This is a genomic window from Yersinia aldovae ATCC 35236 (assembly GCF_000173735.1).
GTDB lineage: Bacteria > Pseudomonadota > Gammaproteobacteria > Enterobacterales > Enterobacteriaceae > Yersinia > Yersinia aldovae.
The window spans coordinates 36,415-50,576 of sequence record NZ_ACCB01000023.1 but is presented as its reverse complement, the minus strand read 5'-3'; the positions used below and the strand labels follow the sequence as shown (position 1 = coordinate 50,576).

Genomic DNA, 14,162 nt, shown 5'->3' with positions numbered 1-14,162 from the left:
AAATGTAAAAAACACCCGCAAGGGGTGCGCAATATTTTGAGCCGCTGATTGGCATAGGTTCAGTATACAATTCTGTGGGTATGGGTGTCATGTTATGCAAAGATTGTAGTGGTTGGCCGCGGAAACAGTAAATGGAAAACAGCAGATATGAAGGTTAAATTAGTGTGTTCAAGCCTGCCTGTTCGTCAAACCAACTTTCCAGAATAATCACCGCAGAGGCGGCATCAACACTGCCTTTATCCAGCGCACGGTAACCGCCGCTATCGAATAAATTAGCGCGAGCCTCCACGGTACTGAGGCGCTCATCCTGTAAGGCTATCTGTACACCAAAACGGCCATGAAGACGATTGGCAAACCGGCGAGCACGCGCTGTTAGCGGTTGCTCGGTACCATCCATATTCAGTGGCAGACCAACCACAACTAAATCAGGTTGCCACTCTTTCAGCAGTTTTTCGACTTTCTGCCAATCCGGTGTGCCGTCTTGCGCTTTAAAGGATGTCAGGGCGCGAGCCGTTCCGGTCACTTCCTGACCGATAGCCACGCCGATACTTTTGGTTCCAAAATCAAAGGCGATAATGGTGCGGTTAGACATTATGCGTGTCCTGCCTGCGGAGCAATATTAAAGATATTAATACCCAATTTATTGGCAGCGGCCTGCCAACGTTCAGCAATCGGCGTGTTAAACAGGATATTGGTGTCTGCTTCAGTGGTTAGCCAGGCGTTATCCAGCAATTCCTGTTCCAATTGCCCTTGCTGCCAGCCCGCATAACCGAGTGCCACCAACAGATTTTTAGGCTGCTCTGATGTACCAAATGTCTCTAACACATCTTTAGAGGTGGTTATCATGGTTTCAGGAGAGATAGGAATACTGGAGCCAAACCCTTCTCGTGGCGAATGCAGAATAAAACCACGGTCTTCTGCCAGTGGCCCGCCCGCTAATACTGGTTTATCCAGGCGTATTGATGGGTCACGAGGCGTTGGCGTGATATTCAGTTTCTTCAATACGGTTTCTACCGTGAACTGCTCCAAGGGTTTGTTAATGACCAACCCCATCGCCCCCTCATCATTGTGCTCGCAGATATAGACAACCGAGCGCTTAAATTGAGGATCCTGAAGTGAAGGCATAGCAATAAGAAAATGATGCTGTAAATTCATTATGTTATAGAGAGGATTCGCTGAGTTAATGAATGAAATACTGCCAGTATGCGGATAAATGCGGATAAAGTCACGGCTCCCCTTCGTCCTTGAAGCCGCAGGGTTGTTAGCTGTGTTCGCGCACCCGAATCACTTACTTGAGTAAGTTCATCGGGATTTGCTCTCTTGCTGCCTACCTGCAACGTCAATGACTTTGGGGGGTTCTCTTCGTCCTTGAAGCCACAGGGTTGCTAGTTGTGCTCATGATTCGGCCCATCCTTGGGCCTTACTTTTATGAGGCCGCGGTAAGCGGCGCTCAAGTCATTTTTTTGGTTTATTTGTTTGCTAACCGCACTTCGATGGCATCCATCAGCATGCCGGTAATCGACATATCCGGGAAGGCGGCTTCAATTTCACGAATGCAAGTCGGGCTGGTGACGTTAATTTCCGTCAGACGATCGCCGATGATATCCAATCCGACAAAAATTAAGCCTTTTTTCTTCAGTACTGGTGCAACCGCGCGAGCAATTTTCCAGTCACTTTCACTCAGTGGGCGGGCTTCGCCACGGCCACCGGCTGCCAGATTGCCGCGGGTTTCGCCTTGAGCCGGAATTCGCGCTAAACAATAAGGAACCGGTTCACCATCGACCACCAGAACACGTTTATCGCCTTCTTTAATGGCCGGCAGAAAATTCTGCGCCATACAGAAACGGCTGCCCAGCTCTGTCAGTGTTTCAATAATAACCGACAGGTTAGGGTCATCGCGTTTCACGCGGAAGATTGAGGTGCCGCCCATACCATCCAGCGGTTTTAGAATAATATCGCCGTGTTCCTGATGGAACTTGCGGATATGGTCTTTACTGCGGCTAACCAGTGTGTCGGGTGTTAGTTCAGGGAACCACGCGGTAAACAGCTTTTCGTTACAGTCGCGCAGGCTCTGTGGCTTGTTGACCACCAGCGTGCCTTTATCTTCTGCACGTTCCAGAATATAGGTGGCGTAGATGAACTCAGTATCAAATGGCGGATCTTTACGCATCAGAATGACATCAAGATCATGCAGCGCGATGTCTTGCTCTGTGCCAAAACTGAACCAGTCGTCTTTGTCCTGTTTTACATTCAGCAGGCGGGTGCGAGCGCGGCCGTCACCACCACGCAGGTAAAGGTCACCCATCTCCATATAATGCAGTTCCCAGCCACGCTGCTGCGCTTCCAACAGCATAGCGAAGCTGGAGTCTTTCTTGATATTAATGGACGAGATTGGGTCCATTACGATGCCGAGCTTGATCATTCTTTTCTCCTAACGGGAACGAATTTTATCCCAGATCGCCAAACCGCACCTGTAAAGCAGTGATTGCGGTAAGGGCGGTAGTTTCGGTACGCAGCACTCGCGGCCCTAGCAGGATATCAGTAAATCCAAGGCGTGAGGTCATGGCAATTTCATCGGCAGAAAGGCCCCCTTCCGGGCCAATCAACAAACGCACTTTGTTGAGTGACGCAGAGAGGGTATTGATACTGTTATTAGCGCGCGGGTGCAGGTTCAGTTTTAGGCTGTCATCTTGCTCTGCACACCATTCAGATAGCTGCATTGCTTCGCGGATCTCCGGGATCTTATTGCGCCCGCATTGCTCACAGGCCGCAATAGCAATCTTCTGCCATTGCTGAATCTTCTTCGCCAGACGTTCACCATCCAGCTTAACGCCGCAGCGTTCGGAAAATAGCGGGGTAATCACATTGACACCCAGTTCAATGGATTTCTGGACGGTAAATTCCATTTTCTCGCCACGAGAAATTACCTGGCCTAAATGCAGATTTAGTGGTGATTCGCGGTCTTCCAACAGCCCTTCAGCGATGCGTACAATCAGGTTCTTTTTATCGGCGCGGATAATTTCGGCGGTGAAAACCTGATTGCTGCCATCAAAGAGTTGCAGATTTTGACCTTCCATCATGCGCAGCACTCGGCCCACATGATTGGCCGCTTCATCGCTGAGTGCCAGTTCAGTATTTGCCTGCAAAGGCTGCGGATGGTAAATGCGGGGTATACGCATGAGTTGATCGACGTCCTGAAACGAAAACATACCGTGTGGCAAATGGCACCACACGAAATAAATAAGTGCCTAAGGATACCAGAGGCAGGGATGTCTCAGCCAATATACTAGATTAGCCTTTTTGCTGCTGGCAAGCGCGTTGTACATAAGGGTTATGATTCCCTTGTGCTTTTGCGACGCGCTCATCACGTAGACATTCCCATTCTGTCACCGGATAGAGGCGGTTCCAGGCATCAAACAGCTTGCTTTGCTGGCTGGAAAGCCGCAACTGGTACTGGTCGCGCATATAAAAATAGGTACGCGCAATCGTCCCGCGTGCGCGTACCGGAGGCTCTGCCAGCTTGTTTTTGAAATCAACTTTCATCGCACACTGACCATATTGGCCGTCGCCGCCATTCCATTGGGAATACATAAAGTTGTTGCGATCACCATTCACTTCACCGATAGCCGGTTGCAGATTATGCAGGTCAGTCTCTATCTGACGATAAACAGGATCTTTTGTGCAGTTTTTGCGACCACCTTCCTGCCAGCATTGGCGCTGATGACCAAATTGCCAGGCGGGAACCACATGCTCCCATTCGATTCGCGCAGCTCGTTGGATATTTTTTCGCGGCTGATAGCCACAACTTTGCAGATCCGGGATACCCTTTTTACCTTGCCAATCAATGCGGCAACCACAGTAGAAACTACCGGGCGCATCCTGATTGATTTTGGCAGCCACCGCTTTTGCCTGAGAAAAGTTATTGATACTTTGGCTGTAGCCGGGGAGCGCAAGCAGTGGGGAGAACAAAACCAGCAGGAATAGAAGTTTGCGTAACATATCTCAAAACAGCCCGATGATGAAAAACAGGCAGGTTATAGATAATAGTTATGGATGGCAAATTAACGTGCTGTTTTATAACAGGTAACGTTAATTACTAACGGCTTTTACCCCCGTAAATTGCAGTTTTTCGCCACATTGACGGCAGCGATATTCGCTCTCACCACGTTGCACTTTATTGTGGCGACGAATAGTTAAGGCGTGTTGCTGGCACTTGCATTGGTAATTGAAAGTCTTACTGCGCACAGAGGTGACTTCAAACTGATGAGTGCGGCTGGCTGGGACTTGCAATACCTGTTCCATCATCCAGCGCCACTCTTTACCATGCGGAGGAACGCGACCAAATTGGCGATAAACCAGCAAATGGGCCAATTCGTGAGGCACAACTTCATCAATAAAAGGCTGTTGATTTTCCAGTAATAATACCGGATTAAGGCGAATTTCGAAGGATTGCAGATAAGCGCTGCCCGCACTGGTGCCGCGCTGATGGTAGTTAATTTTTGGCTCCGGATAGTCGGAGCCAAGATGCTGATTTGCCAGCAGTAATTTGTGGCGCAGACAGCACATAACGGCTTGCTGTAACGCGATGGGGATTCTAAATGCACTCATATCGCGGAAGAATAAAACGGCAGATAACCAGATGCAAGCCAGTAGTTTGGTCTATTCTTAATGAAATATTATATAAAAAATATAATATAAAAATATATAATGAAATTTCAATACCTGAGATACACATGAATAACAATAAAATGATCAGTATGACTCTGATGAGGCATGCAGCAGGGCAAGCCTGTGATGTGCTGCGAATATTGGCGAATGAGGATCGGTTGTTATTACTGTGCCAACTAAGTCAGGGGGAGAAGGCCGTTGGTGAATTGGAAGCGGCACTAGGCATTCACCAACCGACACTTTCGCAACAGCTCGGTATTTTGCGCAGTGATGGGTTGGTAAACACCCGCCGAGAGGGGAAACGCATATTTTATTCCATCGCTGATAGCAAGATATTGACGCTGCTTGAGGTGTTGTATCAGCTTTATTGTCCACAACAAGAGGTGAGTGATGACTATTGATTGGGCTAACTTTACGCCCTACAGCGCACTGGCTGGTGGGGCTATTCTCGGTGGGGCTGTTGCTATTTTTTTGTTATGGAATGGCCGTATCGCAGGTGTCAGCGGTATTTTGGGTGGTTTGCTGCCGCCGAAAATCGGTGATGTTTTTTGGCGTGTCGCGTTTGTTGCCGGATTGATGGCCTCTCCTTTGGTTTACTCCCTGTTTACCCCGCGACCTATCATCCAGATTGATAGCAGTTTACCTGTTCTGGTCCTGGCCGGATTGCTGGTCGGGATTGGGACTCGCTATGGTGCCGGTTGTACCAGTGGCCACGGTGTTTGTGGGTTAGCCCGATTATCACCGCGTTCATTGGTCGCCACCTTGAGTTTTATGCTGTCCGGTTTTATTACGGTGTGGTTGGTTCGTCATCTACTGGCTTAGGAACAGATTATGAATATATTCTTCTCATTGCTGACGGGGCTGATCTTTGGTTTGGGGCTAATAGTGGCCGGTATGACTAACCCTGTGAAGGTTCTGGGGTTTCTCGATATTGGCGGCCAATGGGACCCATCACTGGCTCTGGTGATGATGGCGGCAGTGGTTGTCGCGACACTGGCCTTTCGCTGGGCAAAAAAACGTAACGCCACTTGGCGAGGACTTCCTCTTAACATACCAACGTCTACCCGCGTGGATCGGCGTTTAATGGGCGGCAGCGTGTTATTTGGTATCGGCTGGGGGTTGGCAGGGATATGCCCGGGGCCAGCGTTGGTGCTCCTGGGCGCGGGGATGTACAAAGGTGTCATCTTTGTCGCCGCGATGCTGGCAGGAATGGCAATATTCAGCTTGATTGAGCGCTATCGAAAGTCATAAAAAATCAAGCATAAAAAAACCCCGGCTGGCGGGGTTTTTGTTATTGAGATCTTACCGTCTGAAAGTTATTTCAGGCCAGCAGCTTCTCGCAACAAGTCGGCTTTGTCGGTATTTTCCCAAGGGAACTCTTCGCGACCAAAGTGACCGTAAGCGGCGGTTGCTTTATAAATCGGGTGCAGCAGATCCAGCATCTTGATCAAGCCATAAGGGCGTAAGTCGAAGAATTCGCGCACCAGAATAATTAACTGCTCGTCTGAAACTTTCCCGGTACCGAAGGTTTCCACCATGATCGAGGTGGGTTCTGCAACGCCGATGGCGTAAGAAACCTGAATTTCACAACGATCGGCCAGGCCAGCCGCGACGATATTTTTTGCTACGTAACGTGCGGCATAAGCAGCAGAACGGTCAACTTTGGATGGATCTTTACCAGAGAATGCGCCGCCACCATGACGTGCCATGCCGCCGTAGGTATCAACAATGATTTTACGGCCGGTCAGACCACAGTCACCCATTGGGCCACCGATCACAAAACGGCCCGTTGGGTTGATATGATATTTAGTCGTCGCCGTGAGCCATTCAGCAGGCAGAACCGGTTTGATGATCTCTTCAATCACCGCTTCTTGTAAATCTTTCAGGCCGATATCTTCTGAATGCTGAGTTGACAGGACTACCGCATCAATCCCGACAATGTTGCCGTTATCATACTGGAAGGTGACCTGGCTTTTTGCATCCGGGCGCAGCCACGACAACGTGCCGTTTTTACGCACCTCAGCCTGACGTTGTACCAACCGGTGAGCATAGGTAATGGGGGCTGGCATTAAAACGCTGGTTTCGTTGGTGGCGTAGCCAAACATCAAACCCTGATCGCCCGCGCCTTGCTCCAGTGGGTCTGAGCGGTCAACTCCTTGATTGATATCAGGAGATTGCTTACCAATCGCACTTAAAACGGCGCAAGAGTTGGCGTCAAAACCCATCTCAGAATTAACATAACCGATTTCGCGCACGGTATTACGGGTGATCTCTTCGATATCTACCCACGCGCTGGTGGTGACTTCACCACCCACCATGACCATACCCGTTTTGACATAGGTTTCGCAGGCAACACGCGCTTTCGGGTCTTGTTCAAGAATCGCGTCAAGAACTGCATCAGAAATCTGGTCCGCAATTTTATCCGGATGCCCTTCAGAAACTGATTCTGACGTAAATAGGTGTTTAGCCATTATCTTCTTTACCTTGAAATACAAGTGAAAAGTCACTGCATAGCGCTGAGTGTCAGGTAACAAAAACCTTCACTTAATGAAGTATTCTGATACGTTGATATCTCGCAACGCCTCTTTAGGCAAAGCCTTAGCAGTTTATCCCATTCGTACCTGGCGCCGCAGCTAACAACCTTGCAACACCACGTTTTGGGAATATCAATTTAGAAGCCTTGCATGATTTGTCGCATACTCAGCATTCTGGCAATTAGAATCTTTGGATGTATTAACATCTGGACGTCTATTTTAGGTCAGCTTTTACCCTTAATGCCAGCCCTTTTTGCATCAAGATATTTCTCACTTTAGTTGTCAGTTGATTTATTTACCGCTTGATACACTTGCAGGCCATTTTCATTTTGCATTTTGCTCGCATTATAGGTATAAACTGCGCGCGCAGCTTATTTGATATGCAATGATGAAGATGGCAGAAGATGACATTAGCTCATTGTGAGATTCGCGGAGTTTTACACTCAGGCGCTTAACGGCGATGAGCGCTAAAATAGCGGCGTCATCGAACTGTTACTTAATTTGTCTATTATCTATTAATAAGGTCTTGTCCGTTCATTGAGAGCGGCATGCGTGGAGGTGGTTGGATTAATGATCCGTTGTCTACTGGTTGCTGCACATCAACAGCTGCGTCGTTCTGGCGTTCAATCTCCCCTTGCAACCTTCCTTTCTTGTACACCATCAAGGCGATGTTACACCCACATGGGTGCGACTCAGGATTCGCGGACGGGTTAATCACCGTCTGAAGCACTGAATCCGGCTAGCTTGAGGACTTTGCGGCTAATCCGATTCACAAAATCTCAATACGTATTTACAGTCAAACGTATTTTCCATTTAAACGTGTTTTACCCTTTTGGGTAATGAATAGCTGAGTGATAAACCGCTTGTGGGTCGCGCTTTTTAGTGCAATCTTCTGCCAGTTTGGCATTCACGCGGCTTGTCCTTGCTGGTTGTGGCTGCGATAGTGGCTGACTTTATCGTCAGTATCGCAATAGAGGCGAATTATGTCTGATGATAACTTGATTGGCCGTCCGGTAGCTGCGGGCGCACATGTTTCTTTACGCTCCATGCAGGAGGTTGCCATGAATGACCGCGATGCCAGCAAAATGCTGAGCACATATAACGTCGCCTATTGGGGTGGCAACTATTATGACGTCAATGAGTTGGGTCATATTAGTGTTTGCCCTGATCCAGATGTCCGTGAGGCGCGTGTCGATTTGGCACAACTGGTTAAAGGAATGCAGCTTGAACAGGGGCAACGTCTGCCTGCGTTATTCTGTTTCCCACAAATTTTGCAGCACCGTTTGCGTTCAATCAACGGTGCATTTAAGCGTGCGCGTGAGTCTTTCGGCTACGAAGGCGATTATTTCCTGGTTTACCCGATTAAAGTCAACCAGCATCGTCGGGTGATTGAGTCACTGGTGAACTCCGGTGAACCGTTAGGGCTGGAAGCGGGTTCTAAAGCTGAAATGATGGCAGTGTTAGCTCATGCTGGCATGACCCGTTCGGTTATTGTTTGTAACGGCTATAAAGACCGTGAGTATATTCGTCTGGCGTTGATCGGTGAAAAACTGGGCCATAAGGTTTATCTGGTTATCGAAAAGATGTCAGAAATCAAAATGGTACTGGAAGAAGCTGAACGTCTGAATGTTGTGCCGCGCTTAGGTGTCCGCGCACGTTTGGCGTCACAAGGCTCCGGCAAATGGCAGGCCAGTGGTGGTGAGAAATCCAAATTTGGTCTGTCTGCTACCCAGGTGTTACAACTGGTTGATATGTTGCGTAAAGCCAATAGCCTGGAGAGCCTGCAATTACTGCATTTCCATTTGGGATCTCAACTATCCAACATCCGTGACATCTCCACAGGTGTGCGTGAATCTGCCCGCTTCTATGTGGAATTACACAAACTGGGTGTCAATATCCAGTGTTTCGATGTGGGTGGTGGTCTGGGGGTGGATTACGAAGGGACACGCTCCCAATCCGATTGTTCGGTTAACTATGGCCTGAATGAATATGCCAATAATGTTATCTGGGGTATCGGTGATGCCTGTAACGAGCATGGCTTACCACATCCCACCGTGATTACCGAGTCTGGCCGCGCTGTAACTGCGCACCATACTGTGCTGGTATCCAATGTTATTGGTGTGGAACGTAATGAGTTCAGCGAACCACAGGCACCGGAAGAAGATGCACCTCGTGCGTTGGAAAGCCTGTGGGATACCTGGCAGGAGATGCAGGAGCCTGAAAATCGACGTTCACTGCGTGAATGGCTGCATGATAGCCAGATGGACTTACATGATGTACATAGCCAATATGCCCACGGCATACTGGACCTGACACAACGCGCTTGGGCAGAGCAGATGTATTTGAGCATTTGTAATGATATCCAGAAGCAACTGGACCCAAGCAATCGCGCGCACCGGCCCATTATTGATGAACTACAAGAGCGCATGGCTGATAAGCTATACGTGAATTTCTCGTTGTTCCAATCCATGCCTGATGCATGGGGTATCGATCAGCTATTCCCGGTATTACCGCTCGAAGGCTTGAATAAGCCGCCAGAGCGCCGCGCGGTATTGCTGGACATTACCTGTGACTCAGACGGCACTATCGACCACTATATCGACGGTGACGGTGTGGCAACCACCATGCCGATGCCGCCGTATGATGCAGAGAATCCTCCACTGCTGGGCTTCTTTATGGTGGGTGCGTATCAGGAAATTCTGGGCAATATGCACAATTTGTTCGGTGATACTGCCGCAGTAGATGTGTATGTGTTCCCTGACGGCACGGTTGAAGTCGAGCAGACTGACGAAGGTGATACCGTCGCAGATATGCTGGAATATGTGCAGTTGAATCCGAAAAAATTGCTAAACCAATTCCGCGATCAAGTGAAAGAAACGGATCTGGATGTAGAATTGCAAACTCAATTTATGGAAGAGTTCGAAGCGGGTTTGTACGGTTATACCTACCTTGAAGATGAATAACGGCTAGCGGGTTATCCAATATTGACGAAAGGGCAAACGCAAGTTTGCCCTTTTTGTTTGTGCTGTTACTGGTTATTCAGCGGATATCAACCACACTAATGTTAGTGATTTATGGTGACAATCTGAGGGGGCTTTAATGGGATGGGTTAGTGTTTGTAAGGCCAATTACGTCAAGCCGGACTCTCCTTTCTCCGCTCAGGCTGAGGGTAAAAGCATCGGTATCTATCTGGTGAATGGTGAATATTTTGCGATGGAGGATATTTGCCCTCATGCCAATGCATTGTTAAGCCAGGGGTTTATGGATGGTGAAACAGTCGAATGCCCATTGCACGGCGCATTGTTTGATGTACGAACCGGACACTGTCTGCGCGAACCCGGTGATCGGGATTTAGACACCTACCCGGTGCGCATCAATGGTGACCAGATCGAGGTCAATCTGAGTATAGATCTTCAAGGATGACAAATAAGCAGTGACGAAGGTTCAGCAGTGAGTCATAACGCCCGCATAATCACGAGCGTTATAATTATAAGCTACCTGGATTTACTTCCCGGCAGCGATACGTTGGCGGATATGATCGGCCCGCCCTTGTGATGATGGATGATCATCAAACATGCTGCTGGAGCGGCCAGCCTCCATCGTTGCCAGCTTCTCAAAGCTGGTGACCAAACCATTTGGATCGATACCGCGTTTTTTCAGCAAATCAAATGAGTAATCATCGGCTTCGCTTTCTTGCTTTTGTGAGAATTGCGCATTGACCAGTTTCTCACCGATATCGGCCAACTGAGACTGGGACAACTGACCGGTAACACCGCCAGCAGAGGCTGCGGCAGTGCGCAGGGCGGTGGTGCCGTAAGCCACTTGCATCGCTTTACGGGTATGGCCTAACGCCACATGGCCCATTTCATGGCCGAGTACGCCCTCGACTTCATTGTCGGTCATCATGTCCATCAGACCGCTGTAAACACGAATACAGCCATTTGCCATCGCCCAGGCATTCACGTCTTTAGTGACATAAACCTTATAGTTAGCTGGCGTACCATTGATGTTATCCCCCAATGCGGCTGAGATTTTGGCCAGACGTTTTGCATAGGTGCTGTCTGCTGGCGCTATTTGAGCCTTCTGATCCATTTCTACGCAAGATTTATCACTGAGCGTTTTGACATCAGCATCGCTCAGGGTTGCGGCCTGAAACGCTTGTGCGCCCGATTGCATCAAGCCATCAGCACTCATATTCTGGCAGCCGCTAAGCAGTGCCGTAAGGCTTAGTGCAATCATTGAGGTACGAATTTTCATAACACTTTCTTCCTGTGGTCATGCCATTTTTATCATTAGATAAGGCAATTTTGCTGGCGATAATAATTTATTAAGGGCGAGGATCTGTTTACCCTCATTATCCCTAAGTCACTATCACATTATTGCCAACTATCGCATTAATAGCTGTTGAATCGACGACGGTTGTTCTACTCTGTCGGCAATAGGTCTTGCCCGAAATAGTCGTTGCAACGTATGGTTTGTATCGGTCTGTTTGCAAAAACGAATACTTCCAGCCGCACCGAGCGGTTAATTTGCTCATTGTTTGGCTAAAAACGCAGCGAGGTTAGCGCGCCTTGGGCGTTACAGCTATAGCTTTATTCTGAAAATCAGCAAATTCCATTGGTCATTAATATGGAAGTTATAGCTTATTTGGTTTTAGTGATTGCCGTTTCAATGTCGAGTCTGAGAAAATGGTAACCTTGAACGCTTTTTTTAATCCGACCTGGAGTAAAACATGTCCTCTCGTAAAGAGCTTGCCAACGCGATCCGCGCATTAAGCATGGACGCCGTGCAAAAAGCGAATTCCGGCCACCCCGGTGCCCCAATGGGCATGGCAGATATTGCAGAAGTTCTGTGGCGTGATTATCTGAACCATAATCCAACTAATCCACACTGGGCTGACCGCGACCGTTTCGTCTTGTCGAATGGTCACGGCTCCATGTTGATCTACAGCTTGCTGCATCTCACCGGTTATGATCTGCCGATGGAAGAGCTGAAAAACTTCCGTCAGTTACACTCTAAAACGCCAGGGCACCCTGAGTACGGCTATACCGCTGGGGTAGAAACCACCACTGGCCCATTGGGTCAGGGCATTGCCAACGCAGTGGGTTTTGCGATTGCAGAACGCACGCTGGGCGCGCAGTTTAACCGCCCTGGCCATGATGTTGTTGATCACCACACCTACGCATTTATGGGTGATGGCTGCATGATGGAAGGTATCTCTCATGAAGTTTGCTCACTGGCTGGTACCATGAAGCTGGGCAAATTGACCGCATTCTATGATGACAACGGCATCTCTATCGATGGCCATGTTGAAGGCTGGTTCACTGATGACACCGCTGCTCGTTTCGAAGCTTATGGCTGGCATGTGGTTCGGAATGTTGATGGTCATAACGCTGATTCTATCAAAGCCGCCATCGAAGAAGCCCATAAAGTTACCGATAAACCATCACTACTGATGTGCAAAACCATTATCGGTTTTGGTTCACCGAAGAAAGCCGGCACTCATGATTCACATGGCGCACCATTAGGCGCTGACGAAGTTGCCGCTACCCGTGAAGCCTTGGGTTGGAAATACGCAGCATTCGAAATTCCACAGGATATCTATGCCGCGTGGGATGCTAAAGAAGCAGGTCAAACTAAAGAAGCTGCCTGGAATGAGAAGTTCGCCGCTTACGCTAAAGCGTATCCGGAACTGGCCGCTGAATTCAAACGCCGCGTCAGCGGTGAGTTGCCAGCTAACTGGGCGACTGAATCCAAGAATTTCATCGAACAATTGCAAGCTAATCCTGCCAAGATTGCCAGCCGCAAAGCATCACAAAATGCGCTGGAAGCTTTCGGTAAAGTGTTGCCTGAATTCCTCGGTGGCTCCGCCGACCTGGCACCCAGCAACCTGACTATCTGGTCTGGTTCTAAGTCTTTGGGTGACGATCTGGCGGGTAACTACATTCACTACGGTGTGCGTGAATTTGGTATGTCTGCCATCATGAACGGTATTGCTCTGCACGGTGGTTTCATCCCTTACGGCGCAACCTTCCTGATGTTTGTGGAATATGCCCGTAACGCAGTACGCATGGCCGCGCTGATGAAAATCCGCAGCATCTTTGTTTACACTCATGACTCTATCGGTCTGGGCGAAGATGGCCCAACCCATCAGCCGGTTGAGCAGATGGCCAGCTTGCGTGTGACACCAAACATGAGCACCTGGCGTCCATGTGATCAGGTTGAGTCTGCGGTAGCGTGGCAATATGCGCTGGAACGTAAAGACGGCCCAAGCGCACTGATCTTCTCTCGTCAGAACCTGGCACAACAGCCACGTACTGCTGAGCAGTTAGCCAACATCTCTAAAGGCGCCTATGTGCTGAAAGATTGTGCAGGCCAGCCTGAACTGATCTTTATTGCTACCGGTTCTGAAGTTGAATTGGCGGTTGCTGCTGCAGACCAACTGACTGCTGCTGGCCGTAAAGTGCGTGTTGTGTCTATGCCATCGACCGATGCATTCGACAAACAAGACGCGGCTTACCGTGAATCTGTATTGCCATTGGCTGTTAGCGCGCGCGTTGCAGTTGAAGCCGGTATTGCAGATTACTGGTACAAATACGTTGGTCTGAATGGCGCTGTTGTGGGTATGCATTCCTTCGGTGAATCTGCCCCTGCGGAATTACTGTTCAAAGAGTTTGGTTTCACCCTGGAAAACGTAGTGGCTCAGGCTCAGGCGTTGTTGAAATAGTTTTTGTTCAAACCGCAGGACGTTACCAGTGCTATCAATCGCTGTAAATAGTGATGAGAAACCCGGTAATACACCTGTTAAAAGACCGCTTCGGCGGTCTTTTTTTTCGCCGATTGATGGATGAATTGTGCCCTTTATCAGGCAGATATTCCTTTTATGATTAGTTTGGTTTATTCTGGCTGAAGCGTTTCAGTCATGATTGATTTTCAGTTTCAGTAAAATTCGCTGAGGAA

Annotated in this window: 15 protein-coding genes; 7 read left to right on the top strand and 8 right to left on the bottom strand. The window is 48.8% G+C overall.

The genetic code is table 11. The annotated features are described in order from the left end of the window. Window positions 1–154: 154 nt before the first annotated feature. The 6 genes from ruvX to YALDO0001_RS11910 all read right to left on the bottom strand — a co-directional run bounded on the left by ruvX (window position 155) and on the right by YALDO0001_RS11910 (window position 4,608). Entirely contained in the window at window positions 155–592 is a 438-nt protein-coding gene (gene ruvX / locus YALDO0001_RS11935) for a Holliday junction resolvase RuvX (protein ID WP_042546841.1), read from the bottom strand. Then, window positions 592–1,155: a YqgE/AlgH family protein gene (locus YALDO0001_RS11930; RefSeq protein ID WP_004703504.1), complete on the bottom strand. Its 564-nt coding sequence runs from the start codon at window positions 1,153–1,155 to the stop codon at window positions 592–594. The genes ruvX and YALDO0001_RS11930 overlap by 1 nt, the downstream gene beginning before the upstream one ends. A 313-nt stretch (window positions 1,156–1,468) precedes the next feature. Continuing rightward, window positions 1,469–2,422 carry a glutathione synthase gene (gene gshB, locus YALDO0001_RS11925; RefSeq protein WP_004703503.1) on the bottom strand — a complete coding sequence of 318 codons (954 nt, stop codon included), beginning with the start codon at window positions 2,420–2,422 and terminating at the stop codon, window positions 1,469–1,471. A gap of 25 nt (window positions 2,423–2,447) precedes the next feature. After that, on the bottom strand, window positions 2,448–3,179 hold the full coding sequence (rsmE, locus tag YALDO0001_RS11920; RefSeq protein WP_042839909.1) for a 16S rRNA (uracil(1498)-N(3))-methyltransferase: 732 nt from the start codon (window positions 3,177–3,179) through the stop codon (window positions 2,448–2,450). Between the two features lie 112 nt (window positions 3,180–3,291). Next, entirely contained in the window at window positions 3,292–3,999 is a 708-nt protein-coding gene (gene endA / locus YALDO0001_RS11915; RefSeq protein ID WP_004703500.1) for a deoxyribonuclease I, read from the bottom strand. 90 nt (window positions 4,000–4,089) lie between these two features. Continuing rightward, window positions 4,090–4,608: a SprT family zinc-dependent metalloprotease gene (locus YALDO0001_RS11910; protein ID WP_004703497.1), complete on the bottom strand. Its 519-nt coding sequence runs from the start codon at window positions 4,606–4,608 to the stop codon at window positions 4,090–4,092. A 125-nt stretch (window positions 4,609–4,733) separates the two neighbouring features. Between YALDO0001_RS11910 and YALDO0001_RS11905 the strand changes: the two genes are divergently transcribed. From YALDO0001_RS11905 to YALDO0001_RS11895, 3 genes are read left to right on the top strand one after another with little or no spacing between them, the layout of a single operon-like run. Then, on the top strand, window positions 4,734–5,069 hold the full coding sequence (locus YALDO0001_RS11905) for an ArsR/SmtB family transcription factor (RefSeq protein ID WP_004703494.1): 336 nt from the start codon (window positions 4,734–4,736) through the stop codon (window positions 5,067–5,069). Continuing rightward, entirely contained in the window at window positions 5,059–5,490 is a 432-nt protein-coding gene (locus YALDO0001_RS11900; RefSeq protein WP_042839907.1) for a YeeE/YedE family protein, read from the top strand. The genes YALDO0001_RS11905 and YALDO0001_RS11900 overlap by 11 nt, the downstream gene beginning before the upstream one ends. A 9-nt stretch (window positions 5,491–5,499) precedes the next feature. Next, the gene (locus YALDO0001_RS11895; RefSeq protein WP_004703491.1) at window positions 5,500–5,919 is read left to right on the top strand and encodes a DUF6691 family protein; all 420 of its coding nucleotides are present in this window, start codon (window positions 5,500–5,502) and stop codon (window positions 5,917–5,919) included. A gap of 65 nt (window positions 5,920–5,984) precedes the next feature. On the opposite strand, the gene metK is transcribed toward YALDO0001_RS11895, so the two are convergent. Next, entirely contained in the window at window positions 5,985–7,139 is a 1,155-nt protein-coding gene (metK, locus tag YALDO0001_RS11890; protein ID WP_004703490.1) for a methionine adenosyltransferase, read from the bottom strand. Between the two features lie 633 nt (window positions 7,140–7,772). Here metK and yqgG point away from each other — a divergent pair. The 3 genes from yqgG to YALDO0001_RS11880 all read left to right on the top strand — a co-directional run bounded on the left by yqgG (window position 7,773) and on the right by YALDO0001_RS11880 (window position 10,625). After that, a complete protein-coding gene (gene yqgG, locus YALDO0001_RS22540; protein ID WP_427926913.1) occupies window positions 7,773–7,916 on the top strand; it encodes a small protein YqgG in 144 nt (47 codons plus the stop codon). 269 nt (window positions 7,917–8,185) lie between these two features. Continuing rightward, window positions 8,186–10,165: a biosynthetic arginine decarboxylase gene (gene speA, locus YALDO0001_RS11885; RefSeq protein ID WP_004703489.1), complete on the top strand. Its 1,980-nt coding sequence runs from the start codon at window positions 8,186–8,188 to the stop codon at window positions 10,163–10,165. A gap of 136 nt (window positions 10,166–10,301) precedes the next feature. Then, on the top strand, window positions 10,302–10,625 hold the full coding sequence (locus YALDO0001_RS11880; protein WP_004703488.1) for a non-heme iron oxygenase ferredoxin subunit: 324 nt from the start codon (window positions 10,302–10,304) through the stop codon (window positions 10,623–10,625). 81 nt (window positions 10,626–10,706) lie between these two features. On the opposite strand, the gene loiP is transcribed toward YALDO0001_RS11880, so the two are convergent. Beyond that, window positions 10,707–11,459, bottom strand: a complete 753-nt coding sequence (loiP, locus tag YALDO0001_RS11875; RefSeq protein ID WP_004703487.1) for a metalloprotease LoiP — start codon at window positions 11,457–11,459, stop codon at window positions 10,707–10,709. 475 nt (window positions 11,460–11,934) lie between these two features. Here loiP and tkt point away from each other — a divergent pair, with 475 nt between their 5' ends. Beyond that, entirely contained in the window at window positions 11,935–13,929 is a 1,995-nt protein-coding gene (gene tkt / locus YALDO0001_RS11870) for a transketolase (RefSeq protein WP_004703486.1), read from the top strand. The last annotated feature ends 233 nt before the right edge of the window (window positions 13,930–14,162 follow it).

What these genes read in the sequence shown, in the direction of transcription:
- ruvX (WP_042546841.1), bottom strand. Translation starts at nt 592, where the DNA reads ATGTCTAACCGCACCATTATCGCCTTTGATTTTGGAACCAAAAGTATC.
- YALDO0001_RS11930 (WP_004703504.1), bottom strand. Translation starts at nt 1,155, where the DNA reads ATGAATTTACAGCATCATTTTCTTATTGCTATGCCTTCACTTCAGGAT.
- gshB (WP_004703503.1), bottom strand. Translation starts at nt 2,422, where the DNA reads ATGATCAAGCTCGGCATCGTAATGGACCCAATCTCGTCCATTAATATC.
- rsmE (WP_042839909.1), bottom strand. Translation starts at nt 3,179, where the DNA reads ATGCGTATACCCCGCATTTACCATCCGCAGCCTTTGCAGGCAAATACT.
- endA (WP_004703500.1), bottom strand. Translation starts at nt 3,999, where the DNA reads ATGTTACGCAAACTTCTATTCCTGCTGGTTTTGTTCTCCCCACTGCTT.
- YALDO0001_RS11910 (WP_004703497.1), bottom strand. Translation starts at nt 4,608, where the DNA reads ATGAGTGCATTTAGAATCCCCATCGCGTTACAGCAAGCCGTTATGTGC.
- YALDO0001_RS11905 (WP_004703494.1), top strand. Translation starts at nt 4,734, where the DNA reads ATGAATAACAATAAAATGATCAGTATGACTCTGATGAGGCATGCAGCA.
- YALDO0001_RS11900 (WP_042839907.1), top strand. Translation starts at nt 5,059, where the DNA reads ATGACTATTGATTGGGCTAACTTTACGCCCTACAGCGCACTGGCTGGT.
- YALDO0001_RS11895 (WP_004703491.1), top strand. Translation starts at nt 5,500, where the DNA reads ATGAATATATTCTTCTCATTGCTGACGGGGCTGATCTTTGGTTTGGGG.
- metK (WP_004703490.1), bottom strand. Translation starts at nt 7,139, where the DNA reads ATGGCTAAACACCTATTTACGTCAGAATCAGTTTCTGAAGGGCATCCG.
- yqgG (WP_427926913.1), top strand. Translation starts at nt 7,773, where the DNA reads ATGATCCGTTGTCTACTGGTTGCTGCACATCAACAGCTGCGTCGTTCT.
- speA (WP_004703489.1), top strand. Translation starts at nt 8,186, where the DNA reads ATGTCTGATGATAACTTGATTGGCCGTCCGGTAGCTGCGGGCGCACAT.
- YALDO0001_RS11880 (WP_004703488.1), top strand. Translation starts at nt 10,302, where the DNA reads ATGGGATGGGTTAGTGTTTGTAAGGCCAATTACGTCAAGCCGGACTCT.
- loiP (WP_004703487.1), bottom strand. Translation starts at nt 11,459, where the DNA reads ATGAAAATTCGTACCTCAATGATTGCACTAAGCCTTACGGCACTGCTT.
- tkt (WP_004703486.1), top strand. Translation starts at nt 11,935, where the DNA reads ATGTCCTCTCGTAAAGAGCTTGCCAACGCGATCCGCGCATTAAGCATG.